The organism is Antarctobacter sp. (assembly GCF_034670325.1).
Classification (GTDB): Bacteria; Pseudomonadota; Alphaproteobacteria; order Rhodobacterales; family Rhodobacteraceae; genus Antarctobacter.
This window is the reverse complement of sequence record NZ_JAXMNR010000009.1, coordinates 113,302-136,580: the sequence shown is the minus strand read 5'-3', so window position 1 is coordinate 136,580 and position 23,279 is coordinate 113,302. Positions and strand designations below refer to the sequence as shown.

The window sequence follows — 23,279 nt, the reverse complement described above, 5'->3', positions numbered from 1 at the left end:
TCCCTCCTCCAACACGAGCAAAATGCGGCCTCAACCTTGCGCGAAACTTGCGCAACGTGACAATAAAGTGCTCATGCGCATAGCAGTCATCGAAGACAACACAGATCTGGCCAATGGTTTGGCCTATAGCCTGCGGGACCGCGGGCATTCCGTGGACGTGCTGCACGATGGTGCCGAAGCCGATGCCTTTCTCGCGCAAGAAGGCGCGGACCTTGTGGTTCTGGACATCAATCTGCCGGGGATGGGCGGGCTGGATGTCCTGCGCGCCATGCGCCGCCGTGGCGACGGCACTCCGGTGATCCTGCTGACCGCACGCAGCGAGATCCAAGAGCGGGTCGACGGACTGGATGCGGGTGCGGACGACTATCTGACCAAACCCTTTGAGATGGATGAGTTGGATGCACGCCTCCGCGCGCTGTCCCGGCGCAAGAACCTTGTCTATTCTGAACGCGATACGTTGGGGCGATTGGTCTTTGACCGGGTCAGTCGGCAACTGATGGACGGAGATCAACCCCTGGACGTGCCGCGCAAGGAAATTGCCACGCTCGAATGCCTGTTGGAACGGCGCGGGCGCATCGTGTCAAAGGCGCAGTTGTTGGCCCATGTCTATGGCACCGGCGCGGATGTGGATGACAGCGCAATAGAGCCGCATGTCTCACGCCTGCGCCGCAGGCTGAGTGGCTATGATGTGCGCATCAAGACCGCGCGCGGTCTTGGGTACATGCTGGAAGCCGACGGAACATGACGAAAAGCGCCATGTCCCTGCGCTTGCGGCTGTTCCTGTTGATCCTGTCGCCGTTGTTGCTGGTCTCCGTCTTGCTGGGTATCTGGCGGTTTGCCGTGGCGCAGGCCACCGCCGAAGACCTCTTTGACCGGGGTCTGTTGGCCGCCGCACTGGCCATTTCGCGCGATGTGGCGATTTCAGAGGGCGACGCGCTGTCGCCACGTACCCGAACGCTGATTTCGAACGCGGGCGGCGGTGAAGTTTTCTATCACGTCACTGGCCCGGGCGGCATCTATGTCACCGGATACGCCTATCCGCCAGCGTGGCGGTCGCCGGAAGAAACGGATGAGCCGCGCTACAAGTTCGCAGAATACCGCAAAGAGCCGGTGCGGGTCCTGCGCATGGCCGAGACGACCACGATTGGCAATCTGACCGGTAAGACAATTGTCACCGTGTGGCAGCGCATGAGCGACCGCAACGCATTCGCCGCCGACCTTGCCCGGCGGGCCTTTGCCATGATCGCCGCGCTGACCGCCACTATCGCCGTTTTGGTCTGGTTCGGCGTTGATATCGGTTTGCGCCCGCTGCGGGGTTTACACGATGCGATAGAACGCCGCTCTCCGGATGATCTAAGCCGTATTCAACGCGCTGTCCCGACCGAAGTCACCGGTATTGTCGCCACACTGAACCGGCTGTTCGGCCAAGTGGACCAAAGCATCCAGACTCATCAGGCATTTATCTCGGACGCGGCGCACCAGTTGCGCAATCCGGCCTCGGCGCTGCTGGTGCTGGCAGAGGCGCTTCCCAATGTCTCGGACCCTGACGAAAAACACCGCCGGGAGCAGGACCTGATCCACGCCGCCCGCACATCTGCCCGTCTGGCGGAACAGCTTTTGTCGCTCGAACGCCTGCGCCACGGGGGAATGGGCGAGGTCCGCAGCTTTGATCTGAACGCGATGGTCGAGGCCGTGTGTGCCGATGTGGCGCCTGATTTCCTTGGCCGTGATCTGGCGTTTTCCTTTGACCCATCGCAACAACCCTTGCCACTTCGAGGCGATCCGGTGCTGATCGGCGAAGCAGTCCGCAACCTTATAGACAACACCCTGCGTCACGCCGGTCCGGACCTGAGCAAGGTCACCGTGCGTCTGGCGCGGGATGGGTCGACTGCGTGCATCACCGTGAAAGACGACGGTATGGGCCTGCCGCCCGACGCCGAAGCCGTCATTTTCCGCCGGTTCGGACAGTTGAAACCCAGCGAAGGCAGCGGCCTTGGCCTGTCCTTTGTTCAAGAGGTCGCCCGACTGCATGGCGGCAGGGTTGCCGTCTCCGACGATAAAGGCGCGAGTTTCACGGTGCACCTGCCACTGGGCCTTGCGGACTAGGCGCGAGTCTTGGTCCCCTCTTGCAGTTCCATCGGAACGTCAACGATCCGGCCCCCGTTTCCCAAATCAAGCGCCGCCTGCCAGACAAGGCGCGCCCGCAGACGCGGCGTTGCGCGGATCGGGGTCATCGCACCATTCACCAGATGCACCGAGATGTCCCAATGCGCCTCCCCAAGATCGCGCCATTCGACGTCCAGATGTATGGCCGCATGGTGCACAAGGCTGCGCAAGGCCCGCGCGGGCAGGGTCGCGCCCAGCGCGATTTCTGCCAATCGCGCCTCATCCGACGGAACCGGGTTTGGCTCTGCCCCAACCCGAACGCCCGCCACAAGGACCGCCAGAGCCCTCGCATGATAGCCAACTTCGGCGATCACTTCGGCCCGGCTGCGCGCGACCCGCAGTGACGGCTCTGACAGCGCCGTGTCCGGCAATTCCCCCAGTTTGCGCGCAAAATAGGCGGTGCCGCGACGCGCCAGCAGCAAGTCCGCCGCGGGGGCAGAAGGCGCATCATAACGCGCCCCCGCCCCCTGCCGCGCCCTCAGGGCCGCGCGCGCCGCATCGTCGGTCAGGCTCATCCGCCTTCGACCATCGTGCGCATGAAATTCAAACGCTCCATAATCGGGGCATCCGAAAAGCGGAACAGGTCGAACTGGGTTTCCGCCTGCAAGGACCAAGGCACCCACGACGGGATCACGAACATATCGCCCTTCTCCAGTTTGTGGCTTTGCCCGCCCATCACCACGGCCCCCTGCCCCTCGAAAACCTGAAAAACGGTCGAGCCGACCTCGCGCCGCTCTGGCGTCTGGGTTCCCGCGCGCAAACGGTGGAACTCGCACCGGATGGTTGGCATCACGTCACCGCCGGTGGTCGGGTTCACATAACGGATCGCCGCATGGCCTTGCTCGACCGTCGCGGGCTGGCCCTCATCCTCCAGCAATAGCTGTTCCGTCAGGGCGCGGTCCGTGTGCTCCCACCGATAGGCCCCGATGGGGGAGGCCACGGTGTTCTGCAACTGGGACAGTGGGCGCAGGCCGGGATGGCACCACAGCCGTTCCCCGCGCGAGTAATTGGGCGTCGCATAGTCCGTCACGCGGTCCGAGCCGAACTCGAAAAAGCCGACATCCATTTGCTGGCTGAACGGAATGTCCAGCCCGTCGATCCACGCCATCGGCGCATCGCGGTCGTTGTGGTGGCCGTGGAACCGCCAGCCGGGTGTCAGAAGCAGGTCGCCCCGCGACATGCGCACCGGGTCACCGTCAACCACGGTCCAGACGCCCTCCCCCTCCACCACAAACCGAAAGGCATTCTGCGCATGACGGTGTTCGGGTGCGGTCTCACGCGGGCCAAGGTACTGGATCGCCGCCCAGAGCGTGGGCGACACATAGGCCTTGCCCCCCAACCCCGGATTGGCCAGCCCGATGGCACGGCGTTCGCCGCCCCGACCCACCGGCACCAACTCTCCCGATTTCTCGGCCAGAGGCAGCAGGTCCGCCCATTTCCAGACGTGCGGCACCGCCTGAGGTTTGGGGTGCATGGGCATCAGGTCGCCGGTCTGGGTCCAGAGCGGGTTCAGGTGGTTGTCCTTGAACCCCTGATACAGCGCGCGCAGTTCCGGCGTATCCTCGGGCGACATCCCGTGGGCGACGTTGTCGTGATCGATTTCCTGTGTCATGGGTCTCCTCCCTCGTCAGGCTGCATCCGGCTGCGCCGGCGGCGCAGCGCGGGAAAAGGCGGGCAAGTCGTCCAGCGCCGCAAAAATCCGCGCGATGGTCGGCCAGTCCGCCAGCGGAATATCGAAGCGCCGGTTGTTCCAGACCTGCGCATAAAGACAGAGATCGGCCAGCCCGGGTGTGTCGCCATGACAGTAGCGCCCGGTTTGCGGATCCTGCAATGCCTGCTCAAACGCGTCGAAGGTGGTGCGCACCCAGTGGATGAACCAGTCCTTTTGCGCCGCCTCATCCGCGCCGAACTGGTCGCGCAGCCGGAACAGCACGCGCAAGTTGTTCAGCGGATGGATTTCGCAGGCGATCATCTGTGCCAGCCCGCGCACCCGCGCCCGGCCCAGCGGATCGGCGGGCAGCAACGCGGGCTCCGGGTGGGTCTCTTCCAGCCACTCGATGATGGCCAGCGACTGGATCAGGACCGTTCCGTCGTCCAGTTCCAGTGCGGGAACCAACCCCTGAGGGTGCTTTGTCAGATATCCCGGCCGCCGCGTTTCCCCCGCCCTGAGGGCGTAAGGAACATAGCCATAATCCAACCCCTTTAGGTTCAGTGCCGCGCGCAGCCGGGTCGAGGTCGATGAGCGAAAGAAGTTGTGCAGCCGCAGGGTCATTCCCGTGGCCCGATGATGGTGGTCAGATCGCCCAGCCCCTCGATGGACACGACACAGGTGTCGCCCTCGACCAGAGGTCCTACGCCTGCCGGTGTGCCGGTCATGATCAGGTCCCCCGCTTGCAGTTCGATCGAGTGCGACAGGATCGACACGATTTCTGGCACCGACCAGATCAGCTCGGACAGGTCGGCGTCCTGTTTGACCGCGCCGTTCACTGTCAGGCGGATGCTGCCCTTGAATGGATGGCCAACCTTTGCCACGGGATGCACCGGGGCGATGGGGGCGGAGCGATCAAACCCCTTGCCCATGTCCCATGGACGCCCCTGCTCTCGCGCCGTCAGTTGCAGGTCACGGCGGGTCAGATCGTTGCCGACAGCATACCCCCAGACGTGATCCAGCGCCTTGTCCACAGAGATATTGCGACCACCGGTGCCAATCACGGCCACCAGTTCCGCCTCGTAGTGAAAGTTTCCGGTCTGGGGCGGATAAGGCAGCGTCGCGCCATCCTCGACCACCGCATCGGCAGGCTTGAGAAAAAAGAACGGCGGATCGCGATCCGGGTCCTTGCCCATCTCGCGAGCATGGGCGGCATAGTTGCGACCCACGCAAAAGATGCGGCGCACGGGGATACGGTCCTCGCTGCCTGCGACGGCGACGCTTGGCGTGGCGGCAGGTTCGAAAACAAAGCTCATGAGGCTGATCCTTTTGAAGATTTATGTGTCGGCGATCCCGGCGGGCACAGCGCTTTCCAGCCCGTTCGAGCCGTAAAGCCAGTTCAACTGCCTGTACCAATCGTCCGGGCTCATCGAGCGCATGATGCTGTTGCGCACCGCTGCCTTGGCGTCGTCAGGGTGATAGATGTACTCACCAATCAACCGCGAGTTCATCTGTACCCGCGCGGTGCGCACCCTGCGCATGTCCTGATAGCGTTGCAGCGCATCCTCGGCCGTTGCGCCAAAATGCTCGACGCAATGGGACAGCGCCACCGCGTCCTCCATCGCCATGCAGGCGCCTTGGGCGAAGTATTGCAGCATCGGGTGGGCTGCATCCCCCAGCAGCGCCACGCGCCCGTCCACCCAGTTCGAGATCGGCTCACGATCGCACAGCACCCAGAGTTTCCAGTTGTCGCCGTGTTCGATGATTTGCCGCGCCTTGGGGTGGATGTGTTCAAACCCCTGCGCCACCTCTTCACGCGGCACCGGGCGGCCCGCAATCGCCTCTTTGACGTCGCGGTGATAGGTGACGACCAGATTGTAGACCTTTCCGCCTTTCAGTGGATAATGCACGATATGGCACTTGGGTCCTGCCCAGAGCGTCGCCGCGTTCCAGCGCAGATCCTCTGGCATCTGCTCGGTGGGTATGACGCTGCGATAGGTGGTGTGGCCAGAAATGCGCGGTTCTCCATCGCCCACCATTTGCGCGCGGATAGGCGACCGCAGCCCTTCAGCGGCGATCAGCATACGGCCTTTGATCGGGTCACGCCCGTCTAGCAACAAGGTGGCGCTGCTGCCATCCTGCGTGTAGCCAAGAACCCGGTGATCGGTCCGCAGGTCTATCAGCGGGCTTTCCTGACAGTATTTCAACAGCACGCCATGCAGATCGGCGCGATGCACCACGGCGTAGGGATTGCCATAAAACGCGCGAAACGGCGCATCCAGCGGGATTGCAGTGATGTCCTCGGCGGTCTGCGCATCCATCAGGCGCAAATGGTCGATATAGACCGCACAGGCCCGCGCCTCATCCCCGACCCCCAGATAATCGAAACAATGAAAGGCGTTCGGTCCGATCTGGATGCCCGCCCCGATCTCACCCAGTTGGGCCGCCTGTTCGACGACAATGCTGCGGTGGCCCTTGCGCGCCAGCCCGCAGGCAGCAGCAAGCCCGCCGATCCCGCCGCCTGCAATGATGATTGGAAGATCATTCATGGCTCTGGTCCTTGTCCAAAAGCGGCTAATCGCTCTGCTTGGCGGGCGCCGCGCCCCTCCCCGGGGGTAGCGAATGCGCTGCCCCGACCGTTGCACCAATGGCTCTGGCGCATTTTGTATGTAAACATATCATTTGCAGGCTTATCATTGCGCGTCAAGAAAAAGATGCGTACACATATCAAGCAACGGGAAAGCCCTTTATTTCTGCCATGTTGCAAGGATGGTCGGGGCATGGCGCGCAGGAAAAAGCATCATGATAGATGAACGAATCGAACCGACTACGCCCCTCGAATCTCTCGCCGGGCATCTCATTCGGCGGCTGCATCAGACCTCGACTCAGGTCTTTCAAAGCCAGACAAAGGCGGCCGGTCTGGATCTCACCCCGGTCCAGTTCGCCGCAATGAAAGCGGTCCATGAAGCCCCCGGCATCGATCAGGCCAGTCTTGCCGCCCGCATCGCCTACGACCGTGCGACCATTGGAGGGGTGATCGACCGGCTGGAACAAAAAGGTTGGGTTCAGCGGACCATTAGTCTGCGCGACAGGCGCGCGCGTGAAGTGACGCTGACCAAGGCAGGGAAGCGGGTCTTTGCAGAGGCGTTGCCTGTCGTGCAGGACTTGCAGGCCGACATCCTGCCCGGTCTCAGCCCTGACGAGCATCGACTGTTCTTAGAACTCGCGCAAAAATCGACATTGGGGCGGGATAGCTTGGCATCTCTTGCCCCCTGACCCTGTGCGCAAGAAACCGCTCGAAAGGGCGCCAAGACCTGAGAATCCCGGCTCGGGGGCTGCGGAATTAATACGCCGTTAAGAAGAAAGTGTCATTTTGATGAAAAAAATCGAGCGGTAAGGAAGCAAAATGTACCCTGATGATCTGATTGAACGTGCTGTCCATTCTGCATCGCGCTGCGAGGCGCAAGGCTTTCATGAGACAGCAAAATCCTTGCGGGCTTTGGCCGAGGAAATGCGTTTTGTGGCCAACATGTCCATAATGTCACCGGGATTCGGCGAAGGTCCGGCCCCTGCTTTTCAGCAGCGGTCTTAATCCAGCCTTTACGCCAGCGGGTTAGCACTCACTGGACGATCTTCGGGGGCGAAAATGGACGACCTTTATGCAGAAGTCATGAGTTTGCTGCACGATACCGGCGCTTTCGCCAATTGGCAAAAAGATGAACGGATATCGCGCGCTGTTGTGGAGACGCACAATATCGCCGCCGCAGACCTACCCGACTTTCCCGATCTGGCGGTTGGGGAAACGCGGCTTTCCGAACAACCCCATACGCTGCATGATCCGGGCGGCGCGCCGCCCGGTCACTCATCTGCCGCGAACTGCTCCAACGCACGCCGACTGCCTCGACCGATGTCACCGTCAATCGGGCCCGAGTAAAACTCGGCCGCCTTAAGCTGGCGCTGAACCTCGCGGCGAAAATCCAGATCAAAGGCCAGTGCGCGCCCGTCGACCAGCAAGAGCCGCGCATCGTCGTCCCCCGCGCGCAATCGGTCCAGCAAACCGGCAACCTGCTCTTCCAGCGGCAGGTCCGCGGGGACGAAATCTGGCAACCCCTCGCGCAATACCTGCGACGCGGGCAGCAAAACCCCGTCCGGAAGGCGGACCGCCACCCGGTCCAGCAATGCGGGGTCCGACAGGAACAGCGTCGCACCCACTTGCACCACTGTACCCGCCGAGAATGGTGCCAGACGTGCTTTGACCTGCCCGTCAATCATGTCCCACAGCACCACACCCGCAGGAGCCAGCCCCGCGGCAATCCGCAGCCCGTCCGGGCTAAAGGCCAGCGCCCGCACCTCGGCACCGCCGGTCTCCAGCCGCCACAAAAACCTGTCTACCGAGATGTCCCACAGCAGGATCTGCGCCATGCCTTCTTCGGACACGGCGACAAAGCGCCCGTCGGGGCTGACTCTCATCGCGTGGGGCGGGTGGTCCAGTTCCCCGAACCGGCGCAGCAGTTGGCCGTTTTCCGCATTCCACAGGGCAAGACCCCATGTGTCCGGTTGATCTGAATCCTGAACCAGCCCAATGATTTCCGCGATCTCTCCCCGATAAGCCAACGGGCCTACGCGGGAAAAGGGCATTTCCAGCATCAATTGCGTCTCTCCCGTGGCGGGATCTGCAAGAATGATTTCGGGTGTGGGCGCATTGCGTCCAATCGCCAGCACCGCCCCCTCAGGTGACAAAGCGGCAAACTCCCCTGCCCATGACCGGCGTTGTGCCCCGGTCTGCGCATCGACAAGCGCCACAGGGCCACCCCTTGGGACGCGGATCAGAAAGTCCCCTGCTTCCCCAAAGGCCAGCGAGGCCGCCAAGGAGGCGTCGCCGAGCTCGCGCGGTTCACCGCCCTCGGAGAAGTCGTATAGGCGAAGCGGTATCCCACCCCCCTGAACCGCAAGCGCCGCCCCGTCCGGACGCCATGCCATCGCAACCGGGCCACCGGGTCCGTAGCCATCGTTGGCAAATGTGACTTTTCCGTCCTGCCACGACCAGATCTGCAACCGCTGTGTCGCATTGTCGTCAGGCCGACCGGACCCGCCCAGCGCAAGCCGCGAGCTATCGGGGCTGAAGGCAAGGGCGGACACGAAATCGCCGTCGGGATACAGGATCACAGGTGCCTCTCCCTTGTTCGGATCGGCAAAAACCAGTCCCGAAACTGCGCCCCTCACATGCCCGATCAGATGTGCGCCGTCAGGTGTCAGCGCCGCATCGGTAAAGCTGCGCCCCTCCAAGCTGCGCAGCAACACGCCGTCGTCGAGGCCAAAAAGCCGCACCGCGCCATCCACGGACGACAGGAACACCGCTGCATTGCCCGTCGCATTTAGCCCGAGCAGCCGCCCGCCCTGCACCGGGCCAATCCGTCCTGCCAAGGTGCCAGTGTCCGCCGCCCAGCGCAGGCCCTCTGCATCCTCCGCTCCGGCAATCAAAGCAGTACCATCGCCAGTGAATGCCAGTCCTGAGATAGCAAGAGCCGGTCCGTCCGCCTGCGCCATCCCGCGCAGCAAAGCCCCGGTTTCCACCTCATGCAGCGCAACACCATCAGGCATCGCTAGCGCCAGCAAACGTCCGTCCAGGCTGTACCTCAACCCGGTCACAGCTTCGGCGCCCGTCATATGCCATTGGCGCGCCCCTGTTTCGCCCTGCCAGATCGAAACACTCGGCGCCTTGCCCGCTTGCGCCACCGCAAGCCGCGTCGCATCGGGAGAGAATGCCAGTGCGGTCACCGGACCCGCGTCGCTCAGCCCAATAGCAGGCAGCGGGTCCAATGCGGGAAGCTTGAACATCTCGATTGACCATGTGTCGTCCGCGTCATTGCGCCGGGCGAGGGCAAGGCGCTGGCCGTCCGGACTAAGGGTGATGACCTCTGCACCGGGCGGGATATAGCGCCGCGCCGCCAACGATCCGTCCGCCGCGCGCCAAAGCGACAGGACTGCGTGACGCTTTCCCAATCTCGTTACAGTCGCGGCAAATTCTGTGGCCCCGGCAGTCAGTCGCGCCTCTGGACCCGTCAAATCCCCAACCGGACCTGTCATCAGGTCGATCCCGGTGCCCGGTGGCAGGTAAGGCAATGCAACCGCGTAGACCGTCGGCTTGCCGTTGGTGAGTCCAACCGGAAACGCCTTTGTCGGATCCTCGTCCTGGACGACGATATCGGCGTCTTTCCGATCCAGTGTCATAGCCGGATCACCGACCTCCGGTCCGAGCGGTGAAACCACAGGATCAGGGGTCTCTTCAGGTGGCGCCAGACCGCACCGCACCGCCAACTCCCCGACACAGGTTTCGCCCTGCGCCAAGGCCAATAGCAGGGTGGACCGCTCTATCAAGCTGGCCATAGCTACGGCGCGCCCACCCTGTCCGCGCTCATCAAGGTGCATGGCGATGACTTGGCCCTTGTCGTCCAGAACCGGCGCACCGGCGCTGCCGGGTAGGGTGGCGCATCCAAGCGACAGCCGTCCGCCGGGCGCGCCTGCGCTACGCAGGGAACAGCCGTCACGCCACACGAACAGCGACTCTCCGAAAGGATGCGCGAGGATCATCAGCGGTGTCGCGGTCGGCAGCGTTTCGGTCGACAGGGGTAAAGGCGTGCCCGCTCCGGTCTTTACCCGCAACACCGCATAGCCCGCTGCGGCATCCATCTCGAGAGGCGTGACCTCGACCGGAAAGCGGCTGCCCTGATCGCTTTCGCGCGGCGCGTCATAGCCGGCAATGAAGTCGATGCGCGCGATACCGGTGGGCTTTCGCGCGGACAGCGAGGGGTCGTCGAGCAATCCCGGCCCGCAACGGTGCGCTGTCAAAAGCAGGGTCTCGGCAACAAGGAACCCCGTGCACGCCGCGACAAACGAACCGTTGTCCCCTTGCACCTCTACCCGAACCTGCCCGACACCCCGTGCCGCCTGCCGGGCCACGGTAGGCGGCGTGTAGCGGATAACAGGCTTTGCCCCACTGTCCTTGATCCGGGCGCGGTTGCGCGCAACCACGCGGGCAGGGGATTCCATCACCATATGGTCAAACTCTGACCCGTCAAATACCGGCAAGCCCTGACCCGCAGCTCCGCCGCCATGGGCCACTGCCCAGAGCACGAAAAGGCCGAAACGCAACCGGAACAGGCGTCGGACCCGCGTCATCACCGAACCCTCTGAAATGTCCAAAACAACTTCTCCGGTCAGGAGGTTAGAGGGTTTCTCCTTGACCGTCGACCCGCGCGGTCAGGTCCCGCGCAATTGTCCGCCTGCGGCCCAGCCGTCAAAGACCTCTAGCGCCGCATCGGCAAACGCCGGGTCGTTGATATGCGCGTCCAGTTCGACAAGCCGCACATTCGCGGGGCAACAGGCGCGTATTTCCTCAAGGAACCCACGCAGTCCCTCGGGATCGCAAAGCGGGCTGCCGGGGCGGTCCCATTCGTTGCCCCCCTGTAGCGGCAGCAGCAAGACCACCGGCCCTGACGCGCTGGCCAGCTTATCACAGATCGCGCGCGCCATCTCGCGCCGCTGGTCGGGTGTCATCATGACCGACGACAACAGCCGGTTGTGGGCGTGCACCTCTTGCCCCGCCAGCCGTGCGGGCACCTCTTGCCAACCGACAAAATCCACCAGATCGTAACAGCCAATGGACACGATCTGCGGTGTCCCGCTCCGTCCCGCGCCGGTCATCCGGTCGGCCCCGGCACTGATGGTCGATCCCATCAGGTGATTGCCCACCTCCTGCGGCGCGAAATCCATCACCGCGGCAAAGGCACCCTCAGCCGCAAGGCTTTCAAACGCGCGACCGCCCATGCCGGTCGCGTGGAACACAGCCACCTCGAAGCCCCGCGCCTCCAGCGCCGGTTTCAGCGCCACCATGTAGCGCAGGACCGTCTTGCCAAAGCTGGTCATGCCGATCAGCGGGCGGCTGCGATCGGGCCGCTCAACCGCGCGCGCGGCGCCCAGCACCGCCCCCGCCGCCTGAGACAGCGACGCCTTGCAGACAGAGTTCAAACCATAAAGTCCGCCCGCCCAGAGGATCATCTGCACATCCGCAGGCAGACGGTCGGGCGGGATCAGCGCGGAAAAGGAAACGGTCGAGACGATGTATTTGGGCACCCCCACGGGCAGCGCCGAACAGACATCCAGCGCCAGATCGGTGCCCATCGTACCGCCCAGCGCGATCACCCCGTCAATCCGGCCCTCGCGGTGCAGGCGCGCCGTCAACAGCGCAGCCCCCTTGGCCATGATCTGCATCGCAAGGTTTTCGTCCCCGCCGTCGATGGCCTCGCGGATCGTGTGCCCGCCCTCTTGCGCCACGTCATGTTTGGAGAAATCCGATGGCCGCGATGGGTCGCCCAGCACGCTGACGTCCATTGTCAGCACGCCGCCGCCCTGCCCCCGGATCACTTGGGCGAGGTAAGTCAGTTCCTCGTCCTTGGTGTCATAGGTGCCGACAATCAGGATGGTGCGGTCTGCGCTCATAGTTTGATCCACGCGGTCTTGAGGTCGAGGTATTTGTCGAAGGCGTGCAGCGACTTGTCGTGCCCGTTGCCCGACTGTTTCACACCGCCCAGCGGCACCGACATATCGGACCCGCCATAGGTGTTCACATGAACGATGCCCGCCTTGATGCGTCGGATCATTCGGTGCGCGCGCGACAGGTTCGACGTCCAGACCGCCGCTGCCAGACCGTAATCAGTGCTATTGGCAATCGCCACCGCCTCTTCCTCGGATTCGAAGGGGATCACGGCCAGCACCGGGCCAAAGACCTCTTCGCGTGCCAGCCGGTCGGCGGGGTCGACTCCCGTCACGATGGTTGGCTCCATGAAATAGCCGCCCGTGTCTTGCAGGGTGCGCGCGCCGCCGATGCGGATGTCGCGGCCGAGCGACCGCGCCTCTGCCACGAAGCCAAGGTTCTGCTCCAACTGGCGCAGACTGTTGACCGCCCCGGCAGAGGTTGCCGGGTCCAATGGATCGCCGACCTTCATGTTGCGCACAAACTCTGTCAGGTCCTCGACAAAGGCATCGTGGATCGATCGCTCGACCAACAGGCGCGACCCGGCCACGCAGACCTGCCCCGCGTTGCGGAAGATCCCGTTGGCCGAAACCTTGACCGCCTCTTTCAGGTCGGGCGCATCGGCAAAGACGATGTTGGGGGACTTGCCCCCCAGCTCCAGATAGACCCGTTTCAGGTTCGACCGGGCCGAGGCCTTTAGCAGACGCCGCCCCGTGGCCCCTGATCCGGTGAACACCAACACATCCACATCCATCGACTCGGCGATGGCCGCGCCGACCACCGCGCCCTCACCCGTCACCACGTTCAGCACACCGTCCGGCAGCCCCGCCTGAAGCGCAAGTTCTGCGATCCGCAGCAAGGTCAAAGACGCGGTTTCGGCAGGTTTCAGCACCACGGAACAGCCCGCCGCCAATGCCGGGCCCAGTTTCCACGCGCCGATCATCAACGGGAAGTTCCACGGCACAATGGCCCCCACCACGCCGACAGGCTCACGGTGGACAAGGCCAAGCGCATCCGCACCTGTCGGCGCAATCTCACCATAGACCTTGTCGATGACTTCGGCGTAGTAACGGATTGTGCCCGCTGCCGACATCGGTTCCGCCTTGAGCGCCATGCCGATCTCTGTGCCGTTGTCGCGCACGCCCAGCACCGCGAGGTCCAGCGCCTGCGCCTCGATCAGGTCGGCCCATTTCAACAGCACCTTCTTGCGCGCGGCAGGCGGCAGCCCGGCCCAGCGTCCATCGTCAAAAGCGCGACGCGCCGCTGCCACAGCAGCCTCGGCGTCTACCTGCGTGCCGCGCGCCATCGTGGTCAGCACCTTGCCATCGAGAGGCGAGATCACCTCCATCTCAGCCCCATCAGAGGCGATCACAAAGGCCCCGTCGATCAGGTGACGGGCGGGCGGAACATCCGCGTTGCGCAACTCTTCGATCCGCGAAAGATCCATCATCGTCTCAGTTTCCTTGCGTGTCGTGAATGTCGTGATCGTGTTCCGACTCTTTCAACCCGGCCTTACGCTCACGCCAGACACCCCAGAAATGCAGCACGACGAGCGCGACAATGGCGAGGGCGATACAGGCGGCGATGGGCCGGTCGACGAAATCCAGCGGCGTTTTCACCCGCGCCATGGCGCTGCGCAGTTTCACCTCCATGATGCCACCCAGCACCATGCCAAGGATGATCGGCACCACCGGCAGGTTCTGCCGTTTCAGGATCAGGCCAAACAGTCCGAACCCGGCAGCGATGGCGCAATCGGTCATGGAATTGCGCAGGGAATAGACGCCGACAAAGCTGAGGATCAGGATCGTCAGGCCCAGAAAGCGCGTCGGAATGCGGATGATCCGCAGCAGCAGGTTCGACGAGAAGATCATGAAGACGATGACAATCACGTTCAGCAGGATCATCGCGATGTACAGCGCATAGACGAAATCCAGCTGGTTCTGGAAGAGCGCCGGTCCGGGCGTCACGTTGTGCACATAAAACACCGACAGCATCATGGCTGTCAGCGCCTCGCCGGGGATACCCAGCGCCAGCAGCGGGATCATCGCGGCGGCGGGCACCGCATTGTTGGCCGCCTCGGACGCAACCAGTCCCTCGGGCGATCCTTTGCCGAACGCTTCGGGCGTTTTGGAGGTCTTTTGCGCGTAGGTGTAGCTGAGAAATTGCGCCGTGAACTCACCCACGCCGGGGATCATACCCATCAGCACGCCAAAGCCGGAGCCGACGGCGGCGATGCGCTTGAACCGGAACACCTCACCAATAGCGCGCAGCATGGAACCGCGGATCGGCTGGGTATCGGGGGCGCTGTCCTCTTCGCTAAGCAGTTGAAAGGCTTGTGACAGGGCGAACAGCCCAAGCACGACCACGATCAGGTCAAAGCCGCCGACCAGCCAGTCCTGCCCAAAGGTGTAGCGCTGGGTGTATTTGACCGGCTCCAGCCCGACAGTGCCAAGGAAGATGCCAAAGGCGGCCAGCATCCCGGCGGCAAAGGTCTGCCCGCGATGGGCAAGGATCACCAGAACGATCCCCAAGAGGGCGGCAAGGAATATCTCGCGTGAGCCGAACATCGGCGCGATTTTCGCCAGCAGCGGTGACAGCAGGATCAGCGCCACAATCGACAGAATACCCGACACGAAGGACGCGCCATAGGCCAGCCCCAGCGCACGCAGCGCCTCTCCCCTTTGCGTCATAGGGTGGCCGTCATAGGTGGTCAGGGCGTTGACCGCCGTCCCGGGCGTATTGATCAGAATGGCGGGCAGCGCGCCGCCAAACATCGACGACCCGTAGATGCCCAGCAACATCGTCAACCCCACCAAAGGGTCCAGCGCAAAGGTCGCGGGCAGCAGGATCGCGATGGCAACCGGCGGGCCGACGCCGGGAATTGCCCCAATGATGACCCCGCCGATAGAGCCGATGAGCAAGGCCAGCACCACGTCGAAACGCGCCAGCATCTCTAGTCCGGACAGAAAGGCATCCATCAATCCGCCCCTTTCAGAGATATGTCATGAGGAAGGTGCGCAAGGCACCGGCGGGCAGCAATTCATAGACCTGCCCGGCGGGGATCTTGACCTGCAGAAGCGATTTGAACACCACCACGACCACAACGGCAAAGACCGCCGACATCAGTAGCCAGCGCGCAGACCGATAGCCTAACCGCCACGCCAAGACGCAGGCAAACACCACCGATCCGGCGAGGTAGCCAACCACCGGCACCATCAACACATAGGCCATGAACCAGCCTGCGTATTCCACCGACTTCAACCAGGCCAGCACCTCGACCCCGCGACCGGGGATGCGGTCGGACACCAACGCGCCGAACAGGTGCAACAGGCTGAACAGCAGCATCGCCCCGACAGAGACGACGGGCCAAAAGGCCGGTTGTGCAAACAGTTTTGTCCGCTTCACCCACTGGGTTTCCTGCGGCAACATCACGAACAGGAACAGCGCCAAGAGGCAGAATAGACCGGCAAAGACAAGGTCACCGGGTCGCCGGTAGCGTTTGAATAGGTCCTGAAAGGTCTGGAACCGGCGCATCTGCGCTCCCCCAATGAAAAGGACGCCCCCACGATGGGGACGCCCGGTCAGGATCAGTCTGCGATCAGCTCGGACACGGTGCCCAGCGTGACCGCGTCCTTGTCCATCTGCGCTTTGGCGGATTCTGCATCCTGCCAGTAGATCAGCGCGCCGGTCTCTGCCGCCAGCTTTTGCGCCGCGTCCGAGGTGACGACCTCTTGCGCCACGGCGGCGATTTTCTCACGCACATCTGCGGGGGTGTCCTTGTGCACGAACAGGCCGTTCCACAGCGAGATGTCCAGATTGGGCGCGATCTCACCCACCGTGCGCGCATCCGGCGTCAGCGCGGTGCGCTGCGACCCGATGGAGGCAAGCACGGTGAGATCGTCCAGACAGGGTTTGATCAGTTGAAGCGTGGTGTTGATGACGTCCACATCGCCCGAGGCCAGCGTGTTGCAGTCCAGCGCGTCAAACGCCGCTTCCGCCGCGTAGTCAAAGCCCATCTCTTGTGCGAGGGCGAACGTCACTTGCGTCGGGATCAGGAACGATCCGAAGTGGCCCAGCGCCACATCGTTGTCCTGTGCGTATGCGGCCAGTTCCTCCATCGTGCCATAAGGCGCGTCGCCGGATGCGGCGATGACAAAGGGATAGGTCAGGAAGATGCCGACCGGTTCGAACGGGTTGGGGTTCAGCGCCGGGATGCCGGTTTCGGGGCCGATCAGCGGCACGCCAATCACGAAAGAGCCAACCGTATAGCCATCCGCCGGGGCCTGCGCGACCTCGACCGCTCCGGGGAACGGGCCGCCACCGCCGCCGGGTTTGTTCACCACCGCCGCAGGTACGCCGTAGGTGTCCTGAAACTTCTCGGCAATGAGCCGGGTCAGCACATCCTCAAGATCACCCGGCGGCCAGGGCACAACAAACTCCACCGGTTTTTCGGGGTACTCGGCCTGAGCGGCCAGCGGCAGCGCAAGAGCCAGTAGCGCGGCGCTCGCCTTCAATAGAGCCTTCATGTCATCCTCCTGTTGATTGGTTCATTATTTGAACCTATGGTGCATTAATTGTTGCACTTGCGATGAATTTCTGTCAACGTTTCTTTCGTGGATACCCTGAAAGAGTTTGGAAAGGTCGCGCGGCAACAATGGGAACGGTCACAAAAGCCCTTGAATTGCTGAACTATTTCTCACGCACCAAGCCTGAGATCGGGTTGGTTGAATTCGCGCGCCTGGCGGGTCGGGACAAGGCGACGGTGCACCGGCATCTGGTTGAGCTTGAGGCCAATGGATTCGTCGAACAGCATCCGCAGACCCGCGCCTATCGGCTGGGCCCGGCCATCCTGCGGCTGACGGCGGTGCGTGAGGCGACCCATCCGACCCGCCGCATCCTGCGCCCGATCGTCGAGTCATTGGCCGCCGAAGTCGGGGAACTATGCCACACCTCGCTGTTGCAGGGCGACATGCTCTCTCCGCTGTTTCACTCCGATCCGATGGTTCACGGCACGCAGGTCCATTTCGACGAAGGTGAGATGTTGCCGTTGCACGCCACCTCGTCCGGCCTGTCGGTTCTGGCATTTTCGCCGCCAGACGTGATCGACCGCATCCTTTCGCAACCGCTGAAAGCCTATACCGATCTGACGCTGACCGATCCCGCCTTTCTGCGCTCTGTGCTGGACGACATCCGGCAGAGCGGGCTGTGCAACCTCGATCAGGCGTTTGACCGCGAGGTGTCCTCTGTCGGTGGACCGATCTTTGGCCCCGAGGGAACGCCAATCGGCGCGCTTGCCGTGGCGGTGCCTGCGGTCCGCGCCTCACGCGAAAAGATGGATGAAATCCTGAACGCCCTGCGCGGCGCGATCCGGCAGGCCACAACATCGACCGGGGGCATCCTGCCGCGCGGCTTTGCCGTGCTTTCAGAAACCCCGCCGTCCCGCCCTCCCCAGCCGAATGAGGTCTGACATGAAAGATTCGAACTTTCTGATCGAAAACAACGCCCGCCACCTGTGGCATCCGATGGCACATCCGGCCGACAGCCTTGCCAATCCGCCCGACATCATCGTCGGTGGCGACGGGGTCGAGATCACGGATGTGGACGGCCACCGCACCGTCGATGCCGTGGGCGGATTGTGGAACGTCAATCTGGGCTATTCCTGCGCCCCGGTGAAGGCGGCCATTGCCGAGCAACTGGACCGCCTGCCCTATTATTCGATCTTTCGCGGCACCACCAATGACGCGGTGATCGAACTCAGCACCATGCTGCGCGATTTCTTTGCGCCCGATGGCCTCAGCCGCGCCTTTTTCACCTCTGGCGGATCCGACAGCGTCGAGATCGCGCTGCGTCTTGCCCGCCAGTATCACAAGGTCCGAGGCGAGGCCGGGCGAGTCAAATACCTCTCCCTGAAAAAGGGCTATCATGGCACCCATACGCTGGGGGCCAGCGTCAACGGCAACGCAAATTTCCGTACACAGTATGAACCGATGATGCCCGGCTGCTATCACATCCCGGCCCCCTACACCTATCGCAATCCCTTCAATGAGACGGACCCAGAGCGTCTGGCGCAGCTTTGCCTTGCCGCGCTGGAAGATGAGATTGCCTTTCAGGGGGCGGGCAGCATTGCCGCCATGATCATGGAGCCGGTGCTGGGCGCGGGCGGTGTGATCCCGCCGCATCCCAGCTTTATGCCCGGCGTGCGCGAGATTTGTTCGCGTCACGGCATCCTGCTGATCGCGGATGAGGTCATCACCGCCTTTGGACGCACTGGCAGTTGGTCCGGCTCACGCCACTGGGGGGTACAGCCGGACATGATGTGTACCGCCAAGGCAATCACCAACGGCTATTTCCCCTTTGGCGCGGTCATGATCTCGGACGCGGTGGCCGAAGTCTTTGAGAGCGACACCAGCGGCAAGGGGGCCATCGGATCGGGCTACACCTACTCTGGCCATCCAGTTGGCGCAGCGGCGGCCATCGCCTGTATGCAGGAAACCGAGCGGTTGCAGGTCAAGGACAACGCCGCCGCGCGCGGCGCACAACTTTACGACGGCTTGCTTGCACTCAAGGAGAAACACACACTGATTGGAGACGTACGTGGTGGGCACGGTTTGATGTGTGCGGTCGAACTGGTGTGTGATCGCGCGACCAAGGCCCCGATCGACAAAAAGACAATCGGCGACGTGCATCGCACCACCTATGAGAACGGCGCCATGGTCCGCGTTTCTGGCCCCAACATCATCTTCTCGCCCCCGCTGATCCTGACCGAAGGCCACGTCAGGACGATCCTAACGGCACTGGATGCGGGACTGACCGCGCAAAGCTGACATCGCCACACGCGCGCGTGGCCCGCACCATGGCGGACCACGCGCCCCGGGCCTGACCCGGAGCCTCCGGCCCTGACCGCCCTCGAAGCGGACCCTACTTTGGCGTTCTGTCCGGGTGGGCGGCGGCAAAGGCCGGAACTTCGGCCAGCACCGCCTCGATCCGCCTGATTTTTGGCATTCCGTCCAGATCCACTCCCCAACGCCGGGCGTTGTACACCTGCGGGACAAGGCAGAGATCGGCAAGGCTGATCCGGGTCCCGTGGCAGTAATCCCCCCCCTCCAGCAGCGTCTCGACCGCCGCCAAACCGGGCGTGATAAAGGCCCGCATCCAGCCCTCCATCGTGATCACCCCACCCGATTGCGTGACCGCATGTTTCGCGACCCTCAGGTTGCAGACCGGATGGATATCGACCGCGATGGCCTGCGCCAGCGCGCGCACCCGCGCCCGCCCGACGGCCGCCTCCGGCATCAGCCCCAGGCTCCGTGTCTCATCCAGGTACTCGACAATCGCCAGCGACTGCGTCAGCCGCAGCCCGTCGATCTCCAGCACCGGGACCAGACCCTGCGGATTGCGCGCCAAATGCTCTGGCGATTGCTGCGCGCCCTCGACCAGATCCACCGGCACGCTGTCCCAGTCCAACCCGGCCAGTCCCAAAGCGATACGCACCCGGTAGCTCGCCGATGAGCGCCAAAAGTCAAACAATCGGATCACGGCATGTCCCCCCTTCCGCGCCCAAAAAAGAAAGAGCACGCTTGTTTCACTTGCAACGATAACCTTGACTTCATTGCAGATGCAATGAATATTACCGGCAAATCCGAATCCGGTTCAGACCGACATCTGGGAGGAACACCATGACCCGTCACGACCTGCCGCAGGGCATGATCCGCGCGACCAACACCACCGGCCCCCATGAGGGGTACATGCCGGGCTGGGCCAATGACTTTGAGACAGAGGCATTGCCTGACGCGCTGCCGCAGGGGATGAACAGCCCACAAAAGTGCAACTATGGCCTTTATGGCGAACAGCTGTCCGGAACCGCCTTTACCGATGTGCGGCCAGAGCGCACTTGGTGCTATCGCATTCGCCCCTCGGTCAAACATTCCGCGCGCTATACCAAGATCGACCTGCCCTATTGGAAGTCCGCGCCCAACGTGGACCCGGATGTCATCAGCCTGGGCCAGTATCGCTGGGATCCGGTGCCGCATTCCGACGAGGGTCTGACCTGGCTGACCGGCATGCGCACCATGACCACCGCCGGCGACGTGAACACCCAAGTCGGCATGGCCAGCCATATCTACCTGATCACCGAATCGATGCAGGACGCCTATTTCTTTTCCGCCGACAGCGAGTTGCTGGTGGTCCCGCAGGAGGGGCGCCTGCGGTTCTGCACCGAACTGGGCATCATTGATGTCGAACCGAAGGAAATCGCCATCCTGCCGCGCGGTCTGGTGTACCGGGTCGAGGTGCTGGAAGGGCCGTGCCGCGGCTTTGTCTGCGAGAACTACGGCCAGAAGTTCGAACTGCCGGGTCGCGGTCCCATCGGCGCGAACTGCATGGCCAACCCGCGTGACTTCAAGGCGCCGGTCGCCGCCTTTGAGGATCGCGAGGTACCCTCGACCCTGACGATCAAGTGGTGCGGCCAGTTCCATGAGACGCAGATCGGGCAAAGCCCGCTGGACGTGGTCGCGTGGCACGGCAACTATGCGCCCTACAAATACGATCTGCGGACCTATTGCCCGGTCGGCGCGATCCTGTTCGACCACCCGGACCCGTCGATCTTTACCGTGCTGACCGCGCCGTCGGGCGTGCCGGGGACCGCGAACATCGATTTCGTGCTGTTCCGCGAACGCTGGATGGTGGCGGAAAACACCTTCCGCCCGCCGTGGTATCACAAGAACATCATGTCCGAGTTGATGGGCAACATCTACGGCCAGTACGATGCCAAGCCGCAGGGCTTTGTCCCCGGCGGCATGAGCCTGCACAACATGATGATCCCGCACGGACCGGACCGGAACGCCTTTGAGGGCGCGTCCAATGCCAACCTCGGCCCGGACAAGCTGGACAACACCATGTCCTTTATGTTCGAAACCCGTTTTCCGCAGCATCTGACGCAATTCGCCGGACAAGAGGCCCCGTTGCAGGATGACTATATCGACTGCTGGGACAGCCTTGAGAAGAAATTCGACGGTACGCCGGGCAAGAAGTAAAGGACAAGGGGGGCCAATCCCCCTGTCCACATCGAAACACCAGACGACCGGAGCCCCGAATGCCGCTTCTCAAATCATGGGTGGAGAGTGCAAACTCCGCCGACACGGATTTCCCGCTGAACAACCTGCCCTATGGCAGCTTTCGCGCCGAGGACGGCGAAGCACACTGCGGCATCGCCATCGGCGACATGATCCTCGACGTGACCGCGCTGGAGGCCGACGGGTTGGTCCAGATGGACGATGAAGACATGATCTTTGCCTTTGGTGACTGGACAGAGTTCATGACGCTGGGTCCCGCCGCTTGGGCCGCCTTTCGCGCGACGGCGACAGAGATGCTGGCCGAAGGCGCGCCGGACGCCGAGGCGCTGACCACCTATCTGGTCCCGCAGGCCGGAGCCAGGATGCTGATGCCCTTTATGGTGGCCGAATACACCGATTTCTATGCCTCCAAGAACCATGCCACCAACGTCGGCACCATGTTCCGAGGCGCGGAAAACGCGCTGCCGCCGAACTGGCTGTCGATCCCGATTGGCTACAATGGGCGGGCGTCCTCGGTTGTGGTGTCCGGCACCGACGTGCGCCGCCCTTGGGGACAGTTGAAAGGGCCGAACGACGACCTGCCCCGCTTTGCCCCCTGCGCCCGGTTCGATCTGGAACTGGAAATGGGCGCCATTGTCGGCACCCCTTCCGAAGGGCCGGTCACGGTGACCGAGGCTGACGAGATGATCTTTGGCTATGTGCTGCTGAACGACTGGTCCGCGCGTGACATTCAGGCGTGGGAGTATCAGCCGCTGGGGCCGTTTCAGGCCAAGGCAACCGCCACCTCGATCAGCCCTTGGATCGTGCCCAAAGCGGCGTTGGAGCCGTTCCGAGTCTCCACGCCAGAACGGGAACGCGAATTGCTGGACTACCTGAAAGAGGCCAGCCCGATGCTGTACGATATCGCGCTGGAGGTCGGCCTTGCGCCCGAAGGCAAACCCGAAACGGTTATTGCCCGGACGAACTACAAAGAGATGTACTACTCATCTGCCCAGCAATTGGCGCACCACACCACCTCTGGCTGCCCGATGTCGGTGGGCGATCTGCTGGGCTCCGGCACGATCTCCGGCACCACCAAGGACGCGCGTGGCGCGCTGCTGGAACTCAGTTGGGGCGGTAAGGAGCCGGTTACACTAGACAGTGGAGAAACGCGCAGTTTTCTGGAGGACGGCGATACACTGACTCTGCGCGGTGCGGCCAAGGGCGATGGCTTCAAGATCGGCTTTGGTGAATGCACCGGCACGGTGCTGCCCGCGCTGGACGATCCATATGGGGGCCGGAAATGAGCCTAACCGCCCTGCTGCCACTGAAGGACCGAGTCCAGCGGCCAGAACAGCATCAGGACATTCAGCGCCAGCCCGTCGCGGATCAGGAACGCGGTCAGAACCTCAAGGCCAATCACGATGGCCACGCTGGCCCAGACCGGCAAGGCGCGGGCGAGGTAGAAACCGACGACCATCGCGATCACGTCAAAGACGGAGTTGATCACGCTGTCGCCGTTGTAGTCGAGAGAGACCGTCACCGCGCGATAGCGTTCAATCACCAAGGGCGTGTTTTCAAGGATCTCCCAGCCTGCCTCGACAATCAGGGCGATGGCAAAACGCAGGTTCAGGCTGAGACGTCGGGCGACCAGCGCAAGCACGCCGAAAAACAGCAGCCCGTGGATCAGGTGACTGGGCGAATAAAGATCGAACAGATGCTGGCTGCCTTCGCGCGGCGGGGCATTGGGACCGGTCCAGAAAGAGACATGACCGCAGGGGCAGATCAGATCGCGCCCCATGAGGAACAGAACCACCGCCATCGCGGCAGTGATGAACAAAAAGATCAGCGCGGGTTTAAGGCCTTGGGTCATGACTTGCGA

General features: G+C 62.9%; 20 protein-coding genes. 7 read left to right on the top strand and 13 right to left on the bottom strand.

Going from position 1 to position 23,279, the window contains the following annotated elements; all coding sequences use genetic code 11:
- Positions 1-73: 73 nt before the first annotated feature.
- Positions 74-745, top strand: coding sequence for a response regulator transcription factor (locus tag VOI21_RS20565; RefSeq protein ID WP_323771832.1), 672 nt, complete (start codon positions 74-76; stop codon positions 743-745).
- Between the two features lie 11 nt (positions 746-756).
- Positions 757-2,106 (top strand): sensor histidine kinase, encoded by a 1,350-nt coding sequence (locus tag VOI21_RS20560; protein ID WP_323771831.1) that lies wholly within the window; start codon positions 757-759, stop codon positions 2,104-2,106.
- Here VOI21_RS20560 and VOI21_RS20555 read toward each other — a convergent pair.
- From VOI21_RS20555 to VOI21_RS20535, 5 genes are read right to left on the bottom strand one after another with little or no spacing between them, the layout of a single operon-like run.
- On the bottom strand, positions 2,103-2,681 hold the full coding sequence (locus VOI21_RS20555) for a maleylpyruvate isomerase N-terminal domain-containing protein (protein WP_323771830.1): 579 nt from the start codon (positions 2,679-2,681) through the stop codon (positions 2,103-2,105). The genes VOI21_RS20560 and VOI21_RS20555 overlap by 4 nt on opposite strands.
- Entirely contained in the window at positions 2,678-3,778 is a 1,101-nt protein-coding gene (locus VOI21_RS20550) for a cupin domain-containing protein (RefSeq protein WP_323771829.1), read from the bottom strand. Before VOI21_RS20550 ends, VOI21_RS20555 begins: the two co-directional genes overlap by 4 nt.
- 15 nt (positions 3,779-3,793) lie before the next feature.
- Positions 3,794-4,438: a maleylacetoacetate isomerase gene (maiA, locus tag VOI21_RS20545; RefSeq protein ID WP_323771828.1), complete on the bottom strand. Its 645-nt coding sequence runs from the start codon at positions 4,436-4,438 to the stop codon at positions 3,794-3,796.
- Positions 4,435-5,130 (bottom strand): fumarylacetoacetate hydrolase family protein, encoded by a 696-nt coding sequence (locus tag VOI21_RS20540; protein ID WP_323771827.1) that lies wholly within the window; start codon positions 5,128-5,130, stop codon positions 4,435-4,437. Before VOI21_RS20540 ends, maiA (VOI21_RS20545) begins: the two co-directional genes overlap by 4 nt.
- A gap of 21 nt (positions 5,131-5,151) precedes the next feature.
- On the bottom strand, positions 5,152-6,363 hold the full coding sequence (locus VOI21_RS20535) for a 3-hydroxybenzoate 6-monooxygenase (RefSeq protein ID WP_323771826.1): 1,212 nt from the start codon (positions 6,361-6,363) through the stop codon (positions 5,152-5,154).
- A 253-nt stretch (positions 6,364-6,616) separates the two neighbouring features.
- Here VOI21_RS20535 and VOI21_RS20530 point away from each other — a divergent pair, with 253 nt between their 5' ends.
- Entirely contained in the window at positions 6,617-7,090 is a 474-nt protein-coding gene (locus VOI21_RS20530; RefSeq protein ID WP_323771825.1) for a MarR family transcriptional regulator, read from the top strand.
- A gap of 582 nt (positions 7,091-7,672) precedes the next feature.
- Here the strand turns inward: VOI21_RS20530 and VOI21_RS20525 are convergent.
- The 6 genes from VOI21_RS20525 to VOI21_RS20500 form a co-directional block, all read right to left on the bottom strand.
- Positions 7,673-10,993, bottom strand: coding sequence for a trypsin-like peptidase domain-containing protein (locus tag VOI21_RS20525; protein WP_323771824.1), 3,321 nt, complete (start codon positions 10,991-10,993; stop codon positions 7,673-7,675).
- A gap of 81 nt (positions 10,994-11,074) precedes the next feature.
- The gene (locus tag VOI21_RS20520; protein ID WP_323771823.1) at positions 11,075-12,313 is read right to left on the bottom strand and encodes a Tm-1-like ATP-binding domain-containing protein; all 1,239 of its coding nucleotides are present in this window, start codon (positions 12,311-12,313) and stop codon (positions 11,075-11,077) included.
- Positions 12,310-13,794, bottom strand: coding sequence for an aldehyde dehydrogenase (locus VOI21_RS20515; RefSeq protein WP_323771857.1), 1,485 nt, complete (start codon positions 13,792-13,794; stop codon positions 12,310-12,312). Before VOI21_RS20515 ends, VOI21_RS20520 begins: the two co-directional genes overlap by 4 nt.
- 7 nt (positions 13,795-13,801) lie before the next feature.
- Entirely contained in the window at positions 13,802-15,325 is a 1,524-nt protein-coding gene (locus tag VOI21_RS20510) for a tripartite tricarboxylate transporter permease (protein WP_323771822.1), read from the bottom strand.
- A gap of 13 nt (positions 15,326-15,338) precedes the next feature.
- Positions 15,339-15,881: a tripartite tricarboxylate transporter TctB family protein gene (locus VOI21_RS20505; protein WP_323771821.1), complete on the bottom strand. Its 543-nt coding sequence runs from the start codon at positions 15,879-15,881 to the stop codon at positions 15,339-15,341.
- A gap of 53 nt (positions 15,882-15,934) precedes the next feature.
- Positions 15,935-16,873, bottom strand: coding sequence for a tripartite tricarboxylate transporter substrate-binding protein (locus VOI21_RS20500; RefSeq protein ID WP_323771820.1), 939 nt, complete (start codon positions 16,871-16,873; stop codon positions 15,935-15,937).
- 128 nt (positions 16,874-17,001) lie between these two features.
- Between VOI21_RS20500 and VOI21_RS20495 the strand changes: the two genes are divergently transcribed.
- Positions 17,002-17,814: an IclR family transcriptional regulator gene (locus VOI21_RS20495; RefSeq protein ID WP_323771819.1), complete on the top strand. Its 813-nt coding sequence runs from the start codon at positions 17,002-17,004 to the stop codon at positions 17,812-17,814.
- A 1-nt stretch (position 17,815) separates the two neighbouring features.
- Positions 17,816-19,171, top strand: coding sequence for an aspartate aminotransferase family protein (locus VOI21_RS20490; RefSeq protein WP_323771818.1), 1,356 nt, complete (start codon positions 17,816-17,818; stop codon positions 19,169-19,171).
- Positions 19,172-19,265: 94 nt separating this feature from the next.
- Here the strand turns inward: VOI21_RS20490 and maiA (VOI21_RS20485) are convergent, their stop codons facing one another.
- Positions 19,266-19,883, bottom strand: a complete 618-nt coding sequence (gene maiA, locus VOI21_RS20485) for a maleylacetoacetate isomerase (protein WP_323771817.1) — start codon at positions 19,881-19,883, stop codon at positions 19,266-19,268.
- A gap of 140 nt (positions 19,884-20,023) precedes the next feature.
- On the opposite strand from maiA (VOI21_RS20485), the gene hmgA reads away from it, so the two are divergent.
- Both hmgA and fahA read left to right on the top strand, forming a co-directional pair.
- Positions 20,024-21,379: a homogentisate 1,2-dioxygenase gene (gene hmgA, locus VOI21_RS20480; RefSeq protein WP_416358996.1), complete on the top strand. Its 1,356-nt coding sequence runs from the start codon at positions 20,024-20,026 to the stop codon at positions 21,377-21,379.
- A 59-nt stretch (positions 21,380-21,438) separates the two neighbouring features.
- Positions 21,439-22,704: a fumarylacetoacetase gene (fahA, locus tag VOI21_RS20475; protein WP_323771816.1), complete on the top strand. Its 1,266-nt coding sequence runs from the start codon at positions 21,439-21,441 to the stop codon at positions 22,702-22,704.
- Between the two features lie 2 nt (positions 22,705-22,706).
- Here the strand turns inward: fahA and VOI21_RS20470 are convergent, their stop codons facing one another.
- Entirely contained in the window at positions 22,707-23,270 is a 564-nt protein-coding gene (locus VOI21_RS20470) for a DUF2585 family protein (protein WP_323771815.1), read from the bottom strand.
- Positions 23,271-23,279: the final 9 nt, after the last annotated feature.

What these genes read in the sequence shown, in the direction of transcription:
- VOI21_RS20470 (WP_323771815.1), bottom strand. Translation starts at nt 23,270, where the DNA reads ATGACCCAAGGCCTTAAACCCGCGCTGATCTTTTTGTTCATCACTGCC.
- VOI21_RS20520 (WP_323771823.1), bottom strand. Translation starts at nt 12,313, where the DNA reads ATGAGCGCAGACCGCACCATCCTGATTGTCGGCACCTATGACACCAAG.
- VOI21_RS20555 (WP_323771830.1), bottom strand. Translation starts at nt 2,681, where the DNA reads ATGAGCCTGACCGACGATGCGGCGCGCGCGGCCCTGAGGGCGCGGCAG.
- VOI21_RS20540 (WP_323771827.1), bottom strand. Translation starts at nt 5,130, where the DNA reads ATGAGCTTTGTTTTCGAACCTGCCGCCACGCCAAGCGTCGCCGTCGCA.
- VOI21_RS20500 (WP_323771820.1), bottom strand. Translation starts at nt 16,873, where the DNA reads ATGAAGGCTCTATTGAAGGCGAGCGCCGCGCTACTGGCTCTTGCGCTG.
- fahA (WP_323771816.1), top strand. Translation starts at nt 21,439, where the DNA reads ATGCCGCTTCTCAAATCATGGGTGGAGAGTGCAAACTCCGCCGACACG.
- maiA (WP_323771828.1), bottom strand. Translation starts at nt 4,438, where the DNA reads ATGACCCTGCGGCTGCACAACTTCTTTCGCTCATCGACCTCGACCCGG.
- VOI21_RS20510 (WP_323771822.1), bottom strand. Translation starts at nt 15,325, where the DNA reads ATGGATGCCTTTCTGTCCGGACTAGAGATGCTGGCGCGTTTCGACGTG.
- VOI21_RS20490 (WP_323771818.1), top strand. Translation starts at nt 17,816, where the DNA reads ATGAAAGATTCGAACTTTCTGATCGAAAACAACGCCCGCCACCTGTGG.
- VOI21_RS20495 (WP_323771819.1), top strand. Translation starts at nt 17,002, where the DNA reads ATGGGAACGGTCACAAAAGCCCTTGAATTGCTGAACTATTTCTCACGC.
- VOI21_RS20525 (WP_323771824.1), bottom strand. Translation starts at nt 10,993, where the DNA reads ATGACGCGGGTCCGACGCCTGTTCCGGTTGCGTTTCGGCCTTTTCGTG.
- VOI21_RS20530 (WP_323771825.1), top strand. Translation starts at nt 6,617, where the DNA reads ATGATAGATGAACGAATCGAACCGACTACGCCCCTCGAATCTCTCGCC.
- VOI21_RS20550 (WP_323771829.1), bottom strand. Translation starts at nt 3,778, where the DNA reads ATGACACAGGAAATCGATCACGACAACGTCGCCCACGGGATGTCGCCC.
- VOI21_RS20560 (WP_323771831.1), top strand. Translation starts at nt 757, where the DNA reads ATGTCCCTGCGCTTGCGGCTGTTCCTGTTGATCCTGTCGCCGTTGTTG.
- VOI21_RS20535 (WP_323771826.1), bottom strand. Translation starts at nt 6,363, where the DNA reads ATGAATGATCTTCCAATCATCATTGCAGGCGGCGGGATCGGCGGGCTT.
- VOI21_RS20565 (WP_323771832.1), top strand. Translation starts at nt 74, where the DNA reads ATGCGCATAGCAGTCATCGAAGACAACACAGATCTGGCCAATGGTTTG.
- VOI21_RS20515 (WP_323771857.1), bottom strand. Translation starts at nt 13,794, where the DNA reads ATGGATCTTTCGCGGATCGAAGAGTTGCGCAACGCGGATGTTCCGCCC.
- VOI21_RS20505 (WP_323771821.1), bottom strand. Translation starts at nt 15,881, where the DNA reads ATGCGCCGGTTCCAGACCTTTCAGGACCTATTCAAACGCTACCGGCGA.
- hmgA (WP_416358996.1), top strand. Translation starts at nt 20,024, where the DNA reads ATGACCCGTCACGACCTGCCGCAGGGCATGATCCGCGCGACCAACACC.